This is a genomic window from Paracerasibacillus soli, from assembly GCF_042432965.1.
GTDB lineage: Bacteria > Bacillota > Bacilli > Bacillales > Amphibacillaceae > Paracerasibacillus > Paracerasibacillus soli.
This window is the reverse complement of record NZ_JBHLWL010000017.1, coordinates 171,895-191,762: the sequence shown is the minus strand read 5'-3', so window position 1 is coordinate 191,762 and position 19,868 is coordinate 171,895. Positions and strand designations below refer to the sequence as shown.

Genomic DNA, 19,868 nt, shown 5'->3' with positions numbered 1-19,868 from the left:
TTTTATCCGTTATAGAGTATCCTGAAATAGGGAAGGAAAAGAGACAAGTCTTAATAGCGGTATGCTAATAGAAATCTCCCCTATTTTCTAGTAAGTAAACAATGAGTTTACAATTAGGATGATGACGTATGTTCTCTATTAGCCCTTTTACGATTGCCGGGCTGAATTTCGGTTCAATAAGGTGTTGCTTTAAAAGAATTAAGGAGTCTTTTTCGATGGAGTCTTCCATTTTCTCCATGTTTTCTTCCATTAGCGTTATGATCTGTTGCTGCGTCATATCCCCAATTGTTGGATTTTTATATATTTGAAATAATTCATGAGAGACAAAAGGTGTGAATGCATGTTTCGCTAATATATTTGTTTTCTCTACAAGTGATCTAGCTAATAAGTCTAAATCTAACTCTACATCGGGTAATTCATTGTTTGAAATAAATAATTCCGTATACATGCCTAAAAAGCTTTTCACACAGTACATTAAATCGTATTTGGTTTTCTCGATTTTATTTCCATACAATCGTTCTATAATCGTTAGTATCAATTTATCTAATAGATTTTGGTAATAATAGATTTTGGAAACGAGTTCTTCATTAATAGATTGCATATGCTCTGAAACAATAAGTTTGCCAAAAACAGAATGCTTACGAAATGAATGAAATATTTGGTAATAAAATGCATACAGCAGATCTTTGTCACTTGCTGTTTTGACTGCCCGGTCAGCCTCAAGGGTCATTTTTTCCATGAGACTATCAATCAATGCCATAATAAGTTCGTTTTTCGTTTTAAAAGATAAATAAAAAGCTCCCTTTGAAATGCCGCAGTAATCTGTTATTTGCTGGACAGATGTATTTCTGAAACCTTGCTCTGCAAATAGTTCCATTGATTTATCCATTATTAATTGCCTTTTTTCCACTTTGAATCACCGCTCCTAAGTATCCATTATTGACAACTGACTGGCTAGTCATTATTATAAAATGATGGGTCAATATAGTCAAATAAGGGAAGGTGTAAAGGTGAAAGGGTTTGTCAATTTTGTTATTAAAAATAAACTAGCCGTTTGGTTACTTACGATTATTATCGTCTGTTCTGGTATTTATTCAAGTACGAGAATGAAGATGGAGACGATACCGGATATATCAATCCCATATTTAATGGTCATGGATGTATACCCCGGAGCAACTCCAGAGCAAGTGATGGAAGATGTATCCATGCCGATAGAGAAGGTAGTGGAGAATTTAGAAGATGTAAAATCTGTCAACTCAAGTTCTTATTCGAATATGGCAAGTTTACAGGTTGAATACGAGTATGGAATTGATATGGATGAGGCGAAACGCGCACTCGAATCCGCACTTACTTCTGTAAACTTACCGGAAGATGCAGAGAAGCCTAGTATATCTGCAATTAGTATGAATATGATGCCGGTTGTTGCATTAAGTATCAGCAGTAGTACAGAAGATATTGTAGATTTAACTTCAACAGTGGAGGATATTATCCTTCCAAAGATTAAAAAGATTGATGGTGTTGCACAGGCGACGATTACTGGACAACATGTTGAAGAAGTTGATCTGAAGTATAATGAAGCAAAGATGGCGGAACTAGGTTTAAAAGATGAAGATGTAGAACAAATGATTCAAGCAAGTAATCTATCAGTTTCGTTAGGTTTACAAGAGTTTGATGAAGGGGAACAGGCTGTTTCCGTAGATGGGAAATTCATGACAATGGATGAATTAAAAGGCATGCTTATTCCTGTTACACCTTCTGAAACACAACCACAACCATTTGTAAAACTAAGTGATATCGCAAAGGTTGATATCGTTGGGAAAGTACAATCTATTTCACGTACAAATGGGAAAGACGCAATTGCCATTCAAGTCGTTAAAGGACAAGAGGCAAATACAGTTGACGTAGTAAATGATGTAAAAACGTTGATTGATGATGAGATGAAACAAATAGATGGTCTCCATATCGATGTTTCGCTTGATCAAGGTGAACCGATAGAAGATTCCGTGTTTACAATGATAGAAAAGGCTGTTTTTGGTGGTTTAATTGCGGTGTTGATTATTCTCTTATTCTTAAGAGATTATAAATCAACGATTATTTCCATTATATCTATTCCTGTTTCTATCTTTATGGCGTTACTATTGTTAAATTGGATGGATATTTCATTAAACATTATGACATTAGGTGCGATTACCGTAGCAATTGGGCGTGTAATTGATGACTCCATTGTCGTAGTTGAAAATATTTACCGGCGGATGCATTTGAAAGAGGAGAAATTAAGAGGACGCGCGCTTATTCGAGAAGCAACCCTCGAAATGTTTAAACCAATTTTCTCATCGACCATTGTAACGGCTGCCGTATTTGCACCACTTATTTTCGTAGGTGGAATGGTTGGGGAATTATTTATGCCATTTGCACTTACAATGACGTTTGCTCTAGGCGCATCGTTAATTGTGGCGATTACGATTGTTCCAGCACTTTCACATTTCTTATTTAAGAAGAAATTGTATGGTGAAAAGACGGAAAAAGCGCATAAAGAGGCTGGTAAGTTAGCAAGTTGGTATAAACGTATTTTACAGTGGACGCTAAATCACAAAATTATTAGTTCTAGTGTCGCGATTCTTTTGTTAGTAGGTAGCTTAGTATTAACTCCATTTATTGGATTTAGCTTCTTAGGTAGTGAAGAAGAAAAAGTAATGTATTTAACTTATACACCGGAAACGGGAGAATTAAAGGAAGATACGTTAAAAAATGTTGAAACTGTGGAACAAGAGTTATTAAAACGTGATGATATTGATATCCTTCAATTATCTGTCACAGATGATGGGGATCCGATGGCTGCCATGATGGGTGGTGGAGGAAACGGGGCATTAATGTATCTCATTTTTGACCCAGATATGAAGGATTTCCCTGAGGTACGTGAGGAAATTGAAGATTATGTGTTCCATGTTGATCAGTCAGGTGAATGGAAAAGCCAGGACTTCTCATCTATGGGGATGAATAATAATGAAATTAGTTATACGCTCTACAGTGAAGATTTAAATAAACTTAATGATTCTGTAGCGGCGGTAGAAGATATTATGGGAAAAAATGATAGACTAGCGGATGTTTCTTCAACTGCAGAGGATGCATATGTAGAATATACTTTCAAAGTCGATCAAAATGAAGTGTTGCAGTATGGTTTGACAACGGCGCAAATCGTCGGGATGTTAAACCCAGATACAACACAGAAAGTACTAACGACGATTGAAAAGGATGGGGACGCGCTTGACGTCATTGTCCAACAAGAACAAACGGAACAACCAAAATCCGTTGATGATATTTTAGATAAAGAAGTACCGACTGCAGCGGGTCCGATGCCGCTATCTAAGCTTGTTACGGTGAAAAAAGGTACAACACTCAATACGCTAGCGCGTAGTAAAGGTGAATATTATGCAACGGTATCAGGAACGATATTGGAAGATGATATTTCCAAAGCAACGTCTGAAGTAGATAGCGCAATCGACAAATTAGATTTACCAAAAGGTGTTACGGTTGGAGTAAGTGGTGTAGCAGCTGATATGGCAGAAACATTTACACAGCTTGGGGTTGCCATGATCGCAGCGATTGCGATTGTGTACTTTATCTTAGTTGTTACATTTGGTGAAGGATTGGCGCCATTTGCTATTCTCTTCTCGTTACCATTTGCAGTAATTGGATCGTTTATCGGTTTATTCATAGCAAATGAGACAATATCTGTATCTGTGATGATGGGGCTATTAATGTTGATTGGTATCGTAGTAACAAATGCGATCGTGCTTGTAGATAGAATGGTTCGTATGGAACATAGTGGAATGGAAATGCGTGAAGCGATCCTTGAAGCTGGCGCAACACGTTTACGTCCCATTCTGATGACAGCAATCGCAACAATCGGTGCCCTACTTCCATTAGTATTTGGAGCAGGTGGAGGTGGCTTGATTTCAAGAGACCTCGGTATAACTGTTATTGGTGGTTTGACAAGTTCAACTGTCCTAACATTGATCATTGTTCCGATTGTTTATGAAACATTATCTAAGTTATTTAAGAAGAAACGGAATCACGTAGAGGAAGATTAATGATTGGCAGCTGAGTGAATAGTTCAGCAATGATGAAAGGGAAGTAAGATAGTTCATCTTAAGGTGGGCTTGTCTTACTTCCTTTTTTGATAATGAGCACAATAGATAGTACGTATCACATTTGCTATACAGGGGGGTTTTTTATGGATTTGGATTTTATTCCTTGTTGAAAACAGCTCCTGAAAAGAAGGGGAAAGGAAACAAAAAAGTTCCGAACATCGCAACGAGATGAACGGAACTTTTTTAATTTTAGCTTGATATGTTTATTTTGCCTGCTTTTTTAGGCATGTAAATGTCTTAAGCAATCAATATAAAGTAGGCGAGAAACAATAAAGCGATCGTACATAGTGGGATGGACAATTGTTTATATTTTTTAGTAAATATTTTTAAAAGTGGGTATGCAATAAAACCAAAGGCTATACCATCCACAATGCTATATGTTAAAGGAATCATAATAATCACAAGAAATGCAGGAAATACTTCGGTAAAATCACTAAAATCAATATGAACGATATTTCCTAACATCATCGCACCGATAATAATGAGAATTGGTGCAATAGCTACTTCTGGTACTAGCTTAATGAAAGGCATAAAGAATAGTGATAGTAAAAATAGAAAACCTGTTACGACAGCTGTCAATCCCGTTCTGCCACCAGCTGATATACCAGCTGCTGTTTCGACAGTTGAAACAGACGGACTTGTACCAAAAAGGCCACATACAACGGTGGAAAGTGACACAGCTTCTAGCGACTTTTTATTTTTCTCCGGAGCTTTTAACATCCCGTTTACCTGTGCATGCACCAATCCGATATTCTCGAAGATAAGTACTAACACAAATGAAAAACAAGCGATTAAAAACGGTGTACTCAACATGCTACTATAATCAGCACTGAAAAATACATCTTTATATTCGTGAAAAGAAATGAACCCGGAGTCCATGGACGAAAACTGAACGAGTCCAAACAAGTAAGCAACAATCGTACCTAAAATAATACTAATTAAAAAGTGTCCAGGTACTTTCTTTAAAAACAAAAATAGCGTAATAACTAAATTAATAAAAGATGCGAGCACAATTGGTGATGCAATATCGCCTAGTGCAACAAAATTTGTTTCATTGCCGACTACGATTCCACTTTTGTGTAAGCCGATAAATGCGATGAATACACCAATACCAACGGAAATGGATTCTTTTAAAGATATCGGTATTGCATCAGAAATGATAGTTGATAACTTTGTGAATGCAACGATAACAAAAAGAATCCCGGATAAAACGACTGCTGCTAAAGCAACGGTATAATGCAGACCCATTGATCCTACAATCGTATACGTGAATAGGGCGTTAATCCCCATTCCTGGAACAATTATTAGGGGTACATTCGCCATAAAGGCGACAAGTAGACAACCAATAAAAGAGGAAAGTATTGTTGCGATAATCCCTGCTTCTAGCGGTATACCTGCATCCTCCAAAATCTTTGCGTTTACAGCAATGATGTAGACGATAGAGAAAAATGATGTTAAACCTGCAACGACTTCTTTCGTAAAAGTCGTCCCATGCTTGTGAAGCTGAAAAACTCCCTTCATGATATATCACACTTTTTCAATATTCCCTCTCCCACCCGCAAACAAGTGATGCTAATCCGTTTCACTTATGCCAGACTATATTATAGCAAATACCTTTCATTATACAAGCTCTCGGCGATTGAACTAAACATGTAAGTCCGCTTCGTACGACTTTACGATATTTTTAGCCATCCTTGGATAAACTATGCAATATATCTGAACGCGATTTGGTATGTGGCGTGTGGGAGATCCATTGTTTACAAAATAGTGAGCTTTTACTTACTTAAATCTCGTGCATGATGAAGTATTTCATTAACGAATACTACTAAAATAAGTTAGTTGAAGTAAGATCACGTCTTCAAAAGGGAGGTTGATTCCAATAAACTTTTTAAAGCAACAAGCTGAAAATCTCTTTCCAGGTTATTTTGCTTTGGTGATGGCAACGGGAATATTATCGATTGGCTCTCATTTACTAGGGATGGAGCCCATTGCCATCCTCTTATTGTTCGTGAATATAGTTGCTTATACTAGTCTTTGGATCCTCACCTTCATTCGGATTTTCTATTACTATCCGAAAGTAAGACGAGATTTGACAAGTCATACACTTGGGCCGGGATTTTTTACAATGGTTGCAGGAACGAGTGTATTTGGTAGTCAACTTATTATGATCACAGGCCACTATTTGTTGTCGGTATTTTTATGGGCGATTGCGATTGTTTTATGGATTATTATTATGTATACGTTTTTTACGGCGGTGACAATTCGCACAAATAAACCATCTATTGCAGAAGGAATTAATGGGGCATGGTTAATTGCAACTGTTGCAACACAGTCTATTTCTATCTTGGGAACACTACTTTCTTCTTATGTTGGAGTTGGCAGAGATGTGATGTTGTTTGTAACGTTGTGCATGTATTTTTTAGGGTGTATGTTGTATTTAAATATTATTACGCTTATTTTTTATCGTTTCACATTTGTGGAACTAAAGTTTGATGCGCTAACTCCTCCATATTGGATTAACATGGGCGCTGTTGCAATTACAACTTTAGCGGGATCAACCTTAATCTTGCATCATGAAAATTGGTCTTTGTTAAAAGAAATTACCCCTTTTTTAAAAGGTTTTACATTATTTTTTTGGATAACGGGTACATGGTGGATCCCGTTACTCTTTATTCTTACGATTTGGCGTTATGTTTATCATCATTTCCCAATAACTTATGATCCACAATTGTGGGGAATGGTGTTTCCGCTTGGTATGTACACTGCAAGTACTTTTCAGTTATCACATGCTTTAGATGTGCCATTTTTAATCGTAATTCCTAAAGTAATGTTTTATATCGCCTTTACTGCATGGATTCTTGTACTTTGTGGTCTCATACATCACATCTATTTACATATCATTCGTTTCAACAAAGGGTAAAAAGGTGAGCGATGACGAGGATTTCTTAAAAAGGGGTCTGACCCCTTTTTAAGATTCATCTTGTACGAGAGCTGCTAGTTGTTGATAAATTTCTGGTTCAGCCTTGTCCAAACGTTTTGGTCTCCAGTTTTCATTTACCCACATATGTAATGTGGAACCAGTTGAGAGTAATTCACCATACGGTCTTTCTTCATAATTGTTATGAGCTACGGTATCATCTATTTTTCTTACTTCATACGCAAATTTTAAACGTACAGGTGAAAAATCTGTGAGCTGTGTGAAGATTGCTACATAATCGTCATAACGCGCAGGTTTTTGATAACGTACATTTACATCTAGAACTGGCAAGAGCAAGCCGAGTTCTTCAATTTTACGATAGTTTAAACCTTTTTCTCGCATATATTCTGTGCGTCCAATTTCAAACCAACTGACATAATTAGCGTGATGGACAACGCCCATTTGATCTGTTTCTTTATAATGTACACGTAAGTTATGTTGATGCCATTGTTTGCTCATTTTATTTTCTCCTCCAACTGGTCATTCTACTTTTTTTCAAGTTTCTCTATCGCGATTTCCTGTAAACGGAATTTCTGTACTTTTCCTGTACTTGTCATAGGCCAATCGGATGCTTCAATAAACCAAACGTAGCGTGGAATTTTAAACCGTGCAATACGGGCAGCACACCACTCTACAATTTCTCGACGCGTACAGTTTTCACCAGCTTTTAACTCGATAAACGCTGCGCCGGTTTCGGTCGTCATTTTATCAGGAACTCCTACAATATAGACATTGTTTACTGCAGGATGTTTGGAAATAACTTCTTCCACCTCGCGTGGCGCAACAATTTCGCCAGAGACTTTATAAATATCTTTCCTTCTTCCTAAAACTTCAATATAACCAAGTGCATCAATGCGTCCAATATCACCTGTACGTAACCAACCATCTTTGTCAATTGTAGCAGCGGTTTCTTCGGGATTATTGTAGTAACCATGTGTAACGGTATTCCCTCTTACAACAAGTTCGCCGACAGAGCCAGCTGGTAAGTCTTGACCTGTATCTTGATTGACTGTCTTATATTGAACGGTACTTCCATTAAATTCCGGTAATCCACATACTCCACCAAGCTTTGGTCGCCCAACACGACTTGAAATCCGCTCAATTGGATCTCCTACTTCTGTTGTAACACCAGATGAGCTCACTTCAGTTTGTCCATAACCTGTTAAAACTTCTGTTAAGCCAAGTACATCCATTGCTTTTTTCCATACTGGGACAGGAGCGGGTGCGGCACCACACCATATGGCAAAAAGATGAGATAAATCAAACTCGTGTACGCGTGGATGGTTTAATAATGGAACTAACATCGATGGTACACAAAGAAAATCATTTGCCTTGTATTTTTCCATCAATTGTAATGCTGTCAATGGAGAAAATGACGGACTTGATATGACGGCACCACCGACAAAGGACATCGCAAAAAGTGCTTCAATAATAGCAAAACAATGGTAAAACGGTAATGGAGCAAATGTGATTCTCCCGTCTTCGATTGCCCTACTTAAACATGTACTGTAAGCACAACGTAGCATCATATCGTGTGTCAGCATAACCCCTTTTGATTTTCCAGTTGAACCAGATGTATATAAAATAATGGCAACTTCATCTGGATAAAGGGATGCTTCTTTTCGCGCTGTCAATGTTTCATTTGAAACAGCTTGTGCCCCTTTACAAAATGCATCCCATGATAAGAAGTTCGTGCTAGTATGTTCCTTGCTACTTGTAACACAAATAGCCTTTGCTAATTGGCTATGTTTTTGAAAATCAGTTTCGTCTAAAAGTTCCACAATTGTTTTTGCATGGTTTTTATCTTTTACTTTGTCGTGGAAAATTAAAAAGCGACTATCTGATTGCGTCAAAATATAGGAAAGGTCTTCCTTATTTAACATCGTATTCAATGGGATACAGACTGCACCTATCATAGACGTTGCGATGATGAGTGATGGATAAGAAAGGTCATTTTCCATTAAAATTGCAACATGATCTCGCCTTTTCACTCCGAGATTGATCAATGCTTTGGCATAGTCCTCTGCCTTTTCCCAAATCTCAGCATAGGTAGCCTTTCTCCCGTCTGCCATATATATAAAATCGCGGTCTCCATATGTTATGCTTGCGTTAGAAAAATGCGTTGCTAATGTATTGCGTGGCCAAACTGGATATCTGCTTTCAAGTGCAACGCGTCTCATTTCTTTACTTGGAAGTGTGTCTACATGTATTGTCATGATTTCATCCCATCCCCTTTGGATATAAAATAAAGAACTTTTAAAACTATTATATAATGTAAGAGGAATATAACAAATATTTACTTTTGAGAAAACGGTCTCTATTATCATGACTTCTTATTGAAAATAGGGTAACATATGGCTGAGATAAGCAATTATTTTTAAAAATAGAGCATAAAATAGGGAGAGGAATGGAGAACATGAGTCAATTACCAAATTGCCCACAATGTAGTTCGGAATATACATATGAGGACAGACATTTATTCGTTTGCCCGGAATGTAGTCATGAATGGACAGCAGACGCTGCTGTTGAAGTGGAGGATGAAAAGGTATTTAAGGATGCACATGGGAATATTTTAGAAGATGGAGATACGGTTACAGTAATAAAAGATTTAAAATTGAAAGGAAGTTCCCAAGTTGTTAAACAGGGGACAAAGGTAAAAAATATCCGCCTTGTTGACGGTGATCACGATATCGATTGTAGAATTGACGGTTTTGGTGCGATGCAATTGAAAACGGAATTTGTGAAAAAGAATTAATGTAACTTAAGAAAATGGAGCCAATACTAAAATGGTGTATGCCACGGTAGTATTGGCTTTTTTATGTCTCATAATCTGGATAGGAAGCTGCTACTGCCTTTGTTTAAGGAGTAAATATACTGCTTTAGAATTGTAGTAGTTCATGTTTTCATGAATCCTCATATTACGTTAGATGTTCGTTGTAGATGGTGCTAACATCCAAAGATAGCCTTACATATCTTTTTCAGGCAAAGGAATACTATTTATGATAAAGCTTATGGAGGTTGGAGACATGGAAAAGCAAGAGCTTCATGATAAACTGCAATTGGCCAGTAAGCAAATAAAAGAGGCGCAAGAATCAATTCGTCTTGCACAAGGCTCTGATTTGCACTTGTATAATCGTGCCGAGGAGCAATTACAACATGCTGAAAGTGAATTAGAAAGTCTTAAAAGTGCTGGTACTGAAGCGATAGAAAACTCCCAGTTCCAACAAGCATATGAACAATTGCACGACACTCGTCAGCAAGTCCAAGAAGCGCAGCAAAATATAAATGATGTCTTGTAATGTCTTGTCTTTAACTTAAATGAACAAAAATCATTCCATTTGAATCTTTATCATACATGGGGGGTCAGACCCCCCATGTTGCATTATCCTGCCTTTTTCAGTGATTTGCCTCTAGGCTTGTAATCGATAAAGTACCCGATTGTTGCTGCTATAAGTGTAGGTAGTACCCAGCCCAAGCCATTTTCGAACATTGGAAGCAACCGCAAAATATGATGCAGTACGGGAATTTTGATTTGGAAGGAACCAAGCATATCATAAAAGGCAAATATCGTTGCAACTGTAGTAGCGTAGACATACATTTTATGACTTCCTCCAAAGAAATGTTGGAATATGGATAGTACAACAAGTACAATCGCAATTGGATAAATAAACATAAGTAAAGGTACCGCGACTTTCAAAATAATTGCTAGTCCAAGATTTGCAAACCCTAAGCCAATGAAAGTGAAAATACGCACATAATTTTTATAGGAAATGCCAGGAAATGTTTCGTTAAAAAATCTCGCACAAGCATTGATCAAGCCGATGCAAGTAGTTAAACACGCAAGAATAACGATAATCCCAAATAGTATATTTCCGCTAAAACCGAATAATTGCTGTGAAGCCAGAACTAAAATCTCTGCACCATTTTTAGGGGTTTTTGAAAGTGGCATGACTCGCCCAATCCACGCAAGTGATATGTAAACAACAGTTAAGCCAATCGTTGCAATGACTCCAGCAATCACAGTAGCCCGCAGGAGATTTCTTTTATCTGTAATCCCTTTATCTTTTAATCCATTAATAATGACAATACCGAAGGCAAGAGCTGCGATAGCATCTAATGTGAAATATCCATCTAAAAACCCAGCTAAAAAAGGATTGGATTGATAATGAGCTGCTGGTGGCATATCCGTATATGAAAAAACAGTAAAGGCACGAATGAATAAAATTGCTAAAGTAAGAAGTAATATAGGTGTTAAAATTTGCCCGACATAATCAATGATTTTTTTAGGATTTAAACTGATTACATATGTTAACCCGAAGAAGATTATCGAAAAGGCTAATAAAGTAAGTCGACTTTCAATACTACTACTAAAAATTTGAATAAATCCTAATTCATAGGCAACGCTTGCCGCACGTGGGATGCCATAGAAGGCTCCAATGGACATGTAAATGACAATGGCAAAAATGAGGCCAAAAATTGGATGTACACGCTGTCCAATAGCCAAAAGTCCATTTTCCGAAAGTGCTACAGAAATAACAGATAAAAAGGGGATAAGTACAGCAGTTAATATGAATCCAATGATTGCAATGATAAAATAGTTGCCAGATTCCATCCCTAAAAAGGGCGGAAAAATTAAATTTCCTGCACCAAAAAATAAAGAAAAGAGCATAAAACCCGAATATAATAAATTCCTCTTGTTCATAAAAAAACCTCCTATGTGAAAAAACTGTGAGAACTTTAAACCGGAGTTGCAAAAAGATTGGCGCAATTCTATGCACAAAAAAACTCGTCCCTTATTAGGGACGAGTTTTTGCTCGCGTTACCACCCATATTCCGTAAATCATTGCAATGCAAATAATCCGGCGCTCGTTCAACGTACAATTTATACGTGTTCCATATAACGGTGGAAGTCCGTCAAAGCTTACTTACTTCGGCCATGCATCTCGGAGATGATTTTCAGAAAAGTACTGCCCATCGGTTTTCACCATGTCCCGATTCTCTAAAGAACAGCATTCTTTTCCTACTCTTTCTCGTCACAGAATTTAAATGTTATGTGTAAATTAACATATACAGAATATAAAGTCAATTAAATGTAATTGATTATGGCATAATTTTAAAATCATGCCATAATCATGTAGACAGTGCACATTGGGGAATAGCTAGTAAAAGGTCAATTCGTTCAATAAAAATAAGTAGGAGGAAGTACGAAAACTCCATTCATTCATATTATATGATGTGTTATACTGTAATTATATGAAAATTACAATACTTATTTTACGCGAAATGGAATGATAAAACATTGGAACGTAAAAAGTGGAACCATCAACTGCATATCATATCATGGATTGGGATCATATTTTTTATTATTCCAGCTTCGATTCATCATGTTTATATACCGATTGTCCTATTACTAATGGGAGTAAATCTTATCGGTGGGTCGTGGAGTAACTTTAAGGCTAAAAAACGTCCTATCTTGTTTTTGTTGGCCTTTTTACCTACCGCTATCTATTTCGTAATACAATCATAAATAGAATATGAATAGAGGGAAGGTGTTGCGATGAAAACGTGGATGATTAGCATATTATGGGTTTTTATTATTGTAACTACGATTCTAGTTATTATTTCAAATCAAGAAGGGTTGGAGTGGCATCCCCTCCTAATTTTTGTGCTCTTCGCATTGGGGATTTCGCTATTTCTAGGATTGTTAACTCTTATAAAAGCTTTGGTAGTTGCACATGTCCCCTTGTTGCTAGGCGGCTTATCTTTATTTAGTTTATGTGCAATATTAGAAATGGATTATTTTTTTATTTTAACTTTTCTTTATTTTATCGGGTTAATGATTTATTTTATAAGTGAACAGAATATTCACGATGGGTAGGCGAGGCAAAAGGGGTTAAAGTTTTTTTGTGTATAAGGGATATAATACGATGATATTGATTAGCAATAAACTAAGATAGAAAGGATTTTAGATTTGGAAAAGTCAAGAAACACAAAGGTTTTGATAGATAGTCTTATCCCATTAGGAATGATTTTTGGTAGCGCGATTGGTGTAATATTTGGCATGTTTTTCAACCCGAGCTTTCTAGTGTTTTCAATCAGCATAGGAGCGGGGATTGGACTTTTAGTAGGTGTCATCGCTTTTGCTTTTTACAGTAAAAGAGGAAAAAAATCATAGGTAAATCGAATAGGAATGGAAGCATGCCAAATGTCTGGTATGCTTCTTTTTTCTGCTAATGAATGGATATAGCGAAACGTTTCAAGGAAGTACTGGGAGATCTTATTAAAACGACAGCGCGACGCAATGCAAAAAAGAAGAAAAATATATTACAAAGCAAAAGGTATTAGCTTTGAAACAAAAAAAGACTTATGCCGGCAATTGGCACATGACCATAGCCGGCACGTTATGATATCTTGTAGGAAAAACCCTTGCTATTTGAATGTTACGATTGTTTCTCGGCGACTGCCTTTTCAAATTCCTTCCGTATACGGTGTAATAATTCTGCATCTGTTAAGAGTCTGTATCCTGTATTCGCTAATGCCTTTGCTCCTTTTATAATCGCTTCGTCTCCTACTTTAGACTTTGCTGCCTCACGAAATTCGATTGTATGGCCGATGAGATTGTCAGGTCCAATTTTTATATGGCCGTGTGTAGTTGGGACTTCATAACTAATATTACCTGCGTCTGTTGACCCTTTACCAGCACGCTTTTCGGTAATGACATCTTCCCCGACATTCTCAAGTTCTTCACCTAACACCTCATCTAATACAGCGTTAAGTACAAAATCCTTCACTTCATTTTGAAATCTTTCCACTTTAACTGTTGCCCCAGTTGCAAGTGCTGCCCCTTCAGCTATTTTTCTTACCTTATTCGCTGTTTCTTCAGTTCGACTCCATGTAGATGCACGAATATAAAATCTTGCGGATGCGTAGTCAGGAATAATATTTGGTGCATCACCACCATGTGTAATAATTCCGTGAATACGCACGTCACTTGGTAATTGTTGGCGTAAAGCATTGATACCGTTAAATAATTGGATGACAGCATCAAGGGCATTAATTCCTTTATGTGGTGCTCCAGAAGCATGGGCCGCTTTCCCGTGAAAATGAAAGTCAAGCGGATCAACTGCTAATGTTTCGGATGTTAAAGATGTTTTTCCGGATGGATGAAGCATAAGTGCAACGTCCACATCTTTTAAAAATCCATGTTTTACAAAACTACCTTTTGCGCTGCCGTTTGGCCCCCCTTCTTCTGCAGGAGTACCGAGCACGATTACACGTCCTCCTGTTTCATAAATAACTTCAGATAATGCAATCGCAGCAGCGACGCTTGTTGTTCCGATAATATTATGTCCGCACGCATGGCCGAGTCCAGCTAGTGCGTCATATTCTGCTAGATACGCAATCGTAGGCCCTTCTTTACCAGTATCACGTATTGCATAAAAAGATGTTTCGTGTCCGGCAACTGCTGTTTGCACATCAAAGCCTGACCTTTCTAAAATGCTTACGAGTTCCTTACTTGCGAACACTTCTTCATTACCAATCTCTGGCTTCGCATGGATGGCCTGACTTGTTTGAATATATAAATCCCGATTTTGCTCAATAGATTGTGAGATTACATTCAGATGGTTATTTTTAACGACTGTCATTTCAATCACTCCATTTATTATTTTTTAAGTTCTGCAAATGTCTTTTCAAGTTGTTCAGCTGTTAATTTCACTAAAAACGAACCGCCATTTGTATCTTCCTTCACGACTTTTTCAATATCTTCCTCTTGGTAAAGCTCTGCGATTCGTTTGTATGCTTTGTTGTCTTTGTCATCCTCTCGTACGGCTAAGATATTGACGTAAGGATGAATGTTATCATCTGTTTCATCTTCAATAAATACCGCATCTTCAATAGGTGAGAAGCCTGCTTGCCCTGCAACCCCATTATTAATAACGGAGGCAGTTACATCAGGTAGTACACGTGGTGTTTGTTGTGCTGTCATCGGTAATATATCTAGATTTAATGGGTTGTCTGCAATTTCTGTTGGTGTTCCAAACAGACCAAAGTCATCGGAAAGTACAAGTAGGCCCGCACTTTCTAAAAGGCGTAATGCCCGAGCTTGGTTTGAAGGATCATCTGGGATTGCAATTTTATCTCCTGCCTTTATTTCAGATACATCATCAATCTTTTCGGAGAATAACCCCATTGGCGCTAACATGGTGGAACCAATTGGCACAATATGATTACCGCTTTCTTTTACATATTGGCCGAGAAAAGCGATATGTTGGAAAGCATTCATATCAATATCTCCTTGAGCTAGTGCATTATTTGGCAGTGTATAATCAGCAAACTCAATGAGTTCAATCTCAATTCCTTCTTTTGCTGCTTTTTCTTTTAAGATTGGCCACTGTGCACCGTCAGCACCATTGACACCAATTTTGACATGTATTTTATCTTTATCATCCCCTGGTCCTTCTGCTTTCGAACTGGAACAGGCTGAAATTGTAAATATAGTTAAAATAGCAATGCTTAGAAGTAATAATCTTTTCATGTAAATGTCTCCTCTTATCCAAAATAAGTTTTTTATTCTGTACGAACTAGGTAGTAAATAATTTAAATGGTACGGATGTCCCTGGATGAACAAGGCATCGTTTATGCGAGCTTTTTTGCCTGTTGACATGCTTTATCTGCGCATGATTTTCTTTGATAATGTATTTCCGAGCCATTGTGCCAGTTGGACCATTGCAATTAAAATGAGAACTGTAACGAGCATGACACTTCCATCAAATCGTTGATAGCCATAAGTCATTGCGACATGACCAAGCCCACCTCCTCCAACTGTACCTGCGACTGCAGAAAAGTCGATTAAGCCAACTGAAACAAATGTCAGTCCTAAAATAAGTGGTCCGAGTGCTTCTGGAATTAATACTGTAAATATAATGCGTAAGGGACTTGCCCCCATTGCCTGAGCCGCTTCAATGACACCTGGATCAATACTTACTAAGTTGTTTTCTACTACTCTCGCAACTGTAAAACTTGCAACAATAGTCATTGGGAAAATGGCTGCTGCGGTTCCGATAGTTGTTCCAATCACGAGCCTTGTAAGCTGTGAGATTGCTACAAGGAAAATGATAAAAGGAATAGGTCGGATCATGTTTACTAGTAAATTTAATATTTGAAACACGAATTTATTTTCTAAAATATGATTTTCTCTTGTTACAAAGAGTAGTAAGCCGAAAGTTATCCCGATAATGGAACCAAAGATTAAGGTTGCAATAACCATTGTGAGTGTTTCGCCTGTTGCTTCAACAATGCGAGGCCAAAATGTAGTCCAATCAACTTTCATGAATGTTCACCTCCTCAATTTGTACAAGCGTTTTTAGTTCTGTGAGTACTTGGTTTACGTTGGCGGATTCGCCAGTGAATGATACGAGTAAATTTCCGAATAATTGTGCTTGTAATTCTTGAACAGAACCATAGATAATATTAAAATCTACGTCATGTCGTTTCGTAACTTGTGATAATACGGGATTATTTGTAATTTCACCGGTAAATATAACGCGATAAAGCTTGCTGTTATTTGATTTATCTTGCCATTCTCTCAGAACTTCCTGGGACGGTAAGTCTTGTTGCACGGAACTAATAAATCGCTTTGTCGTTGGATGTTGCGGATTTGTAAATGTCTCAAATACGTTGCCGAATTCAATAACCTCTCCGTCTTCCATAACGGCGACTTTGTCACAGATGGACTGGATAACGTGCATTTCGTGTGTAATAAGTAACATCGTAATGCCAAGTTCACGATTGACCTTTTTTAGTAATCGTAAAATATCACTTGTCGTGTCAGGATCTAGTGCTGATGTTGCTTCGTCACAAATGAGCACGTCTGGTGAAGTGGCGAGTGCTCTTGCAATACCTACCCGCTGTTTTTGCCCTCCCGATAATTGATCGGGATAGTCTTTTGCTTTATCTTCAAGTCCGACAAACTGTAATAATTCATTCACTCGTTCGGCTATTTTTTGCTTGGAATATCCAGCTAGTTTTAATGGATATGCTATGTTCCCCGCGACGGTACGAGCGTTAAATAGATTAAAGTTTTGAAAAATCATCCCGATGTTTCTGCGTTTTGCACGTAATTCTTTTGCGGATAATGTGCTAATATTTACCCCGTGCATCCATACAGTTCCAGAGGTTGGGCGCTCCAGCATGTTGACTAAACGTAGCAATGTACTTTTCCCAGCACCACTAAATCCAATAACCCCAAATATTTCTCCTTGTGAAATTGTTAAGGATACGTTTTTTACAGCTTGCACTTCGCGTTTTCCGAGATGAAAAGTTTTTGAAACATCTTTAAACTCGATCATATGATGTCCTCCTCAAATGTTTTGAACCGTTCGCCTTTTTCCAAAATATTGCTGTTTTACACTATGGACACAAGCGGTGGCAGTGACGTTACTCCTTGTGTCACATTCTTTAAAAGTTGCACGAAAAAATCCCTCCTTTTCTTAATTGATAAGAAAAAGAGGGATTCTATGTAAGAAACCATCTCTTTCTCATCTTTCAAATGCAGCAATAGCATTTGTGGGACTTGGCACAGTTTTCCATTTTAAAAGAATCTGTTGCCGAGACTTCATAGGGCCCTTCCCTCCGTCTCTCTTGATAAGAAAGTGGTACAAATATTTAATTTTTAATACATTTCTTAATGTTAGATGTTAGTCTATAGGCTATTCTCTAAAAAGTCAATACCCTTTTTGAAATAATAATAAAAATGTGGACGGATTCTTTGCTAATGAAACAGGAGAACCGTCCCCATGTTTCACTTGAATAATAGGAGTAGGGTGAGAAACATGGTGGTTGCTACAATCTCTAGTGATAGTAGGTACCATGGGTATGGGCCGAGGAGGTCAAGTATGCTGCCGCTTGGTGGTTTTTCTGCTAAGAACATATAATTTCCACCTGTTATGTGATTGAGATATAAAATGATAGGCAGAAGGATATTTAATATAAGCATTGTTTGACCAATACCTTTTAGGGTTGGACGGTATCCTCGTTTTACCCAAGTAAAATAAAATGCTGTCATGATAATGCCACAATGTGTGATAAAAAAGTGGAAATATCGATAATGCGGAAAGCCGTAATCAGTTACAGGAGTAATTAATGCTTGTATCGCCCCAGCAATACCCGCATAAAATACAAATTGATATAGCACTTGATTTGGCCGCCATAATAAAATAATTGCCCCAAATAAGGTTAAACTACATAACTCTAACGGTAAATTATATTGTGGTGTCCAATTGGATTGAGCAAATTGCAGGCCATGGTAACCAACTTCCAGACCTAATAAAATGAGTGCAAAATAACGTTCATATCGTTTTAAGTTGCGTTGTCGTAAATGAGTAGCTCGATGTAAATAAAGTAAGGATAAGAAGAGTAAAACGAACACAATCAGATGTGAAAAGGAAAATAAAATAAAAGGCGTGTGTGACATTATCTTAACCTCTCCTTGAATAAGCAAAATAGTAAAATAATTATATCACTTTTGCTAGTCTGTATGGAGGGAAAGATGTAAATATACATGTTCTATTTATCATAGTTTCATGCGTAAGTCCGTCATTTCAAGAATTCGAGGAGGTTTAAAGTATGATAAGTGGGGAATCAACAACTAGAAACCTAATGCGTTCATTACGAACTAGTAGGAGAAATGTGACGATCCCTGCTGCTAATTTTAAAAAGGTTTGGAAAGGAGCAGGCAGATGATGAGAGAAAAAGTGAATCGTATCGTCATAATTGGGACGGGTGCAGTTGGTTGTAGTTATGCGTATGCATGTGTGAATCAAGGAGTCGCGGAAGAATTAGTATTGATTGATATTCATGAGGCAAAGGCTGAAGGTGAAGCGATGGACTTAAGTCATGGCATGCCATTTGCTCCAAGCCCAACAAAAGTTTGGAATGGAACATATGCAGATTGCAAAGACGCGGATATTGTCGTCATCACTGCAGGACTTCCACAAAAGCCTGGCGAAACAAGATTAGATTTAGTAGAAAAAAATGCAAAACTATTTAGGGGAATGGTTTCTGATGTGATGCAACATCATTTTCAAGGTATTTTCTTAGTTGCCACAAATCCTGTTGATGTTTTAACATATATCACTTGGCAGGAATCAGGGTTACCAAAAGAACGAGTTATCGGTTCAGGAACAGTCCTTGATACTGCAAGATTACGTTATACTTTGGGACAACATTTTCATATCGATACGAGAAATGTACATGCGCTAATCATTGGTGAACATGGTGATACAGAGCTTCCTGTATGGAGTCGTGCAACAATTGGGGTGGAGCAAATTGATACGTATTTAGCAAGAAACCCACTCATTAAACAGGAAGAATTAGATCACTTATTTATGCAAGTACGTGATGCAGCCTATCATATCATTGAAAGAAAAGGAGCAACATATTATGGTGTTGGTATGGCACTTGTACGAATAACAAAAGCAATCTTAAACAATGAAAATAGTATGTTAACGACTTCAACATATATAGAAGGGGAATATGGACACCGTGATATATATATTGGAGTACCAACCGTTATTAATCGTTCAGGCGTTCGGGAAGTTGTTGAAATAGACCTAAATGAAACAGAGAAAAGTCAATTTGATCAATCTGTCACGACACTTAAAAATGTCTTAAATAAGGTGAAGTAATAAATAAAGCTTTGATTGGTCCGATCTTATAAAGAGTGTACTATATTTTAATGA

General features: G+C 37.4%; 18 protein-coding genes, 1 riboswitch and 1 other annotated feature. Of the genes, 8 read left to right on the top strand and 10 right to left on the bottom strand.

Going from position 1 to position 19,868, the window contains the following annotated elements; all coding sequences use genetic code 11:
* Positions 1-64 precede the first annotated feature (64 nt).
* Complete coding sequence (locus tag ACFFIS_RS05830) at positions 65-910, bottom strand: TetR/AcrR family transcriptional regulator (protein ID WP_390186564.1); 846 nt, start codon at positions 908-910, stop codon at positions 65-67.
* 100 nt (positions 911-1,010) lie between these two features.
* Between ACFFIS_RS05830 and ACFFIS_RS05825 the strand changes: the two genes are divergently transcribed.
* Entirely contained in the window at positions 1,011-4,091 is a 3,081-nt protein-coding gene (locus tag ACFFIS_RS05825; protein WP_390186563.1) for an efflux RND transporter permease subunit, read from the top strand.
* Between the two features lie 297 nt (positions 4,092-4,388).
* On the opposite strand, the gene ACFFIS_RS05820 is transcribed toward ACFFIS_RS05825, so the two are convergent.
* On the bottom strand, positions 4,389-5,672 hold the full coding sequence (locus tag ACFFIS_RS05820; RefSeq protein ID WP_320380497.1) for an NCS2 family permease: 1,284 nt from the start codon (positions 5,670-5,672) through the stop codon (positions 4,389-4,391).
* A gap of 349 nt (positions 5,673-6,021) precedes the next feature.
* On the opposite strand from ACFFIS_RS05820, the gene ACFFIS_RS05815 reads away from it, so the two are divergent.
* Complete coding sequence (locus ACFFIS_RS05815) at positions 6,022-7,071, top strand: tellurite resistance/C4-dicarboxylate transporter family protein (RefSeq protein ID WP_320380496.1); 1,050 nt, start codon at positions 6,022-6,024, stop codon at positions 7,069-7,071.
* Positions 7,072-7,119: 48 nt separating this feature from the next.
* Here ACFFIS_RS05815 and ACFFIS_RS05810 read toward each other — a convergent pair whose 3' ends face one another.
* Positions 7,120-7,587 (bottom strand): acyl-CoA thioesterase, encoded by a 468-nt coding sequence (locus ACFFIS_RS05810; protein ID WP_390186562.1) that lies wholly within the window; start codon positions 7,585-7,587, stop codon positions 7,120-7,122.
* A gap of 26 nt (positions 7,588-7,613) precedes the next feature.
* Positions 7,614-9,344 carry a class I adenylate-forming enzyme family protein gene (locus ACFFIS_RS05805; RefSeq protein WP_320380494.1) on the bottom strand — a complete coding sequence of 577 codons (1,731 nt, stop codon included), beginning with the start codon at positions 9,342-9,344 and terminating at the stop codon, positions 7,614-7,616.
* Between the two features lie 200 nt (positions 9,345-9,544).
* On the opposite strand from ACFFIS_RS05805, the gene ACFFIS_RS05800 reads away from it, so the two are divergent.
* Positions 9,545-9,883, top strand: a complete 339-nt coding sequence (locus ACFFIS_RS05800) for a zinc ribbon domain-containing protein YjdM (protein WP_390186561.1) — start codon at positions 9,545-9,547, stop codon at positions 9,881-9,883.
* A 271-nt stretch (positions 9,884-10,154) separates the two neighbouring features.
* Positions 10,155-10,427: a hypothetical protein gene (locus ACFFIS_RS05795; protein WP_320380493.1), complete on the top strand. Its 273-nt coding sequence runs from the start codon at positions 10,155-10,157 to the stop codon at positions 10,425-10,427.
* Positions 10,428-10,510: 83 nt separating this feature from the next.
* Here the strand turns inward: ACFFIS_RS05795 and brnQ are convergent, their stop codons facing one another.
* Positions 10,511-11,830: a branched-chain amino acid transport system II carrier protein gene (brnQ, locus tag ACFFIS_RS05790; protein WP_390186559.1), complete on the bottom strand. Its 1,320-nt coding sequence runs from the start codon at positions 11,828-11,830 to the stop codon at positions 10,511-10,513.
* Positions 11,831-11,923: 93 nt separating this feature from the next.
* Positions 11,924-12,174: a binding site (T-box leader), on the bottom strand.
* A gap of 253 nt (positions 12,175-12,427) precedes the next feature.
* Here brnQ and ACFFIS_RS05785 point away from each other — a divergent pair.
* From ACFFIS_RS05785 to ACFFIS_RS05775, 3 genes are all read left to right on the top strand, one after another.
* The gene (locus ACFFIS_RS05785) at positions 12,428-12,655 is read left to right on the top strand and encodes a hypothetical protein (protein ID WP_390186557.1); all 228 of its coding nucleotides are present in this window, start codon (positions 12,428-12,430) and stop codon (positions 12,653-12,655) included.
* A 30-nt stretch (positions 12,656-12,685) separates the two neighbouring features.
* Entirely contained in the window at positions 12,686-13,006 is a 321-nt protein-coding gene (locus ACFFIS_RS05780) for a hypothetical protein (RefSeq protein ID WP_390186556.1), read from the top strand.
* Positions 13,007-13,099: 93 nt separating this feature from the next.
* On the top strand, positions 13,100-13,303 hold the full coding sequence (locus ACFFIS_RS05775) for a hypothetical protein (protein WP_320380491.1): 204 nt from the start codon (positions 13,100-13,102) through the stop codon (positions 13,301-13,303).
* Between the two features lie 265 nt (positions 13,304-13,568).
* On the opposite strand, the gene ACFFIS_RS05770 is transcribed toward ACFFIS_RS05775, so the two are convergent.
* The 5 genes from ACFFIS_RS05770 to ACFFIS_RS05750 all read right to left on the bottom strand — a co-directional run bounded on the left by ACFFIS_RS05770 (position 13,569) and on the right by ACFFIS_RS05750 (position 18,601).
* The gene (locus ACFFIS_RS05770) at positions 13,569-14,774 is read right to left on the bottom strand and encodes a M20 family metallopeptidase (protein ID WP_390186555.1); all 1,206 of its coding nucleotides are present in this window, start codon (positions 14,772-14,774) and stop codon (positions 13,569-13,571) included.
* Between the two features lie 17 nt (positions 14,775-14,791).
* The gene (locus ACFFIS_RS05765) at positions 14,792-15,664 is read right to left on the bottom strand and encodes a MetQ/NlpA family ABC transporter substrate-binding protein (protein ID WP_390186554.1); all 873 of its coding nucleotides are present in this window, start codon (positions 15,662-15,664) and stop codon (positions 14,792-14,794) included.
* A 132-nt stretch (positions 15,665-15,796) separates the two neighbouring features.
* On the bottom strand, positions 15,797-16,459 hold the full coding sequence (locus ACFFIS_RS05760; RefSeq protein ID WP_390186553.1) for a methionine ABC transporter permease: 663 nt from the start codon (positions 16,457-16,459) through the stop codon (positions 15,797-15,799).
* Positions 16,449-17,477 carry a methionine ABC transporter ATP-binding protein gene (locus tag ACFFIS_RS05755; RefSeq protein ID WP_390186552.1) on the bottom strand — a complete coding sequence of 343 codons (1,029 nt, stop codon included), beginning with the start codon at positions 17,475-17,477 and terminating at the stop codon, positions 16,449-16,451. The genes ACFFIS_RS05760 and ACFFIS_RS05755 overlap by 11 nt, the downstream gene beginning before the upstream one ends.
* A gap of 186 nt (positions 17,478-17,663) precedes the next feature.
* Positions 17,664-17,779: riboswitch (SAM riboswitch) on the bottom strand.
* A gap of 150 nt (positions 17,780-17,929) precedes the next feature.
* A complete protein-coding gene (locus ACFFIS_RS05750; protein ID WP_390186551.1) occupies positions 17,930-18,601 on the bottom strand; it encodes a YwaF family protein in 672 nt (223 codons plus the stop codon).
* A gap of 268 nt (positions 18,602-18,869) precedes the next feature.
* Between ACFFIS_RS05750 and ACFFIS_RS05745 the strand changes: the two genes are divergently transcribed.
* Positions 18,870-19,814, top strand: coding sequence for an L-lactate dehydrogenase (locus tag ACFFIS_RS05745; RefSeq protein ID WP_320380656.1), 945 nt, complete (start codon positions 18,870-18,872; stop codon positions 19,812-19,814).
* Positions 19,815-19,868 lie beyond the last annotated feature (54 nt).

Excerpts from the sequence above, each read along its gene's own strand:
- ACFFIS_RS05820 (WP_320380497.1), bottom strand. The coding sequence starts at position 5,672 with ATGAAGGGAGTTTTTCAGCTTCACAAGCATGGGACGACTTTTACGAAA.
- ACFFIS_RS05810 (WP_390186562.1), bottom strand. The coding sequence starts at position 7,587 with ATGAGCAAACAATGGCATCAACATAACTTACGTGTACATTATAAAGAA.
- ACFFIS_RS05805 (WP_320380494.1), bottom strand. The coding sequence starts at position 9,344 with ATGACAATACATGTAGACACACTTCCAAGTAAAGAAATGAGACGCGTT.
- ACFFIS_RS05800 (WP_390186561.1), top strand. The coding sequence starts at position 9,545 with ATGAGTCAATTACCAAATTGCCCACAATGTAGTTCGGAATATACATAT.
- ACFFIS_RS05795 (WP_320380493.1), top strand. The coding sequence starts at position 10,155 with ATGGAAAAGCAAGAGCTTCATGATAAACTGCAATTGGCCAGTAAGCAA.
- brnQ (WP_390186559.1), bottom strand. The coding sequence starts at position 11,830 with ATGAACAAGAGGAATTTATTATATTCGGGTTTTATGCTCTTTTCTTTA.
- ACFFIS_RS05780 (WP_390186556.1), top strand. The coding sequence starts at position 12,686 with ATGAAAACGTGGATGATTAGCATATTATGGGTTTTTATTATTGTAACT.
- ACFFIS_RS05770 (WP_390186555.1), bottom strand. The coding sequence starts at position 14,774 with ATGACAGTCGTTAAAAATAACCATCTGAATGTAATCTCACAATCTATT.
- ACFFIS_RS05765 (WP_390186554.1), bottom strand. The coding sequence starts at position 15,664 with ATGAAAAGATTATTACTTCTAAGCATTGCTATTTTAACTATATTTACA.
- ACFFIS_RS05760 (WP_390186553.1), bottom strand. The coding sequence starts at position 16,459 with ATGAAAGTTGATTGGACTACATTTTGGCCTCGCATTGTTGAAGCAACA.
- ACFFIS_RS05755 (WP_390186552.1), bottom strand. The coding sequence starts at position 17,477 with ATGATCGAGTTTAAAGATGTTTCAAAAACTTTTCATCTCGGAAAACGC.
- ACFFIS_RS05750 (WP_390186551.1), bottom strand. The coding sequence starts at position 18,601 with ATGTCACACACGCCTTTTATTTTATTTTCCTTTTCACATCTGATTGTG.
- ACFFIS_RS05745 (WP_320380656.1), top strand. The coding sequence starts at position 18,870 with ATGAGAGAAAAAGTGAATCGTATCGTCATAATTGGGACGGGTGCAGTT.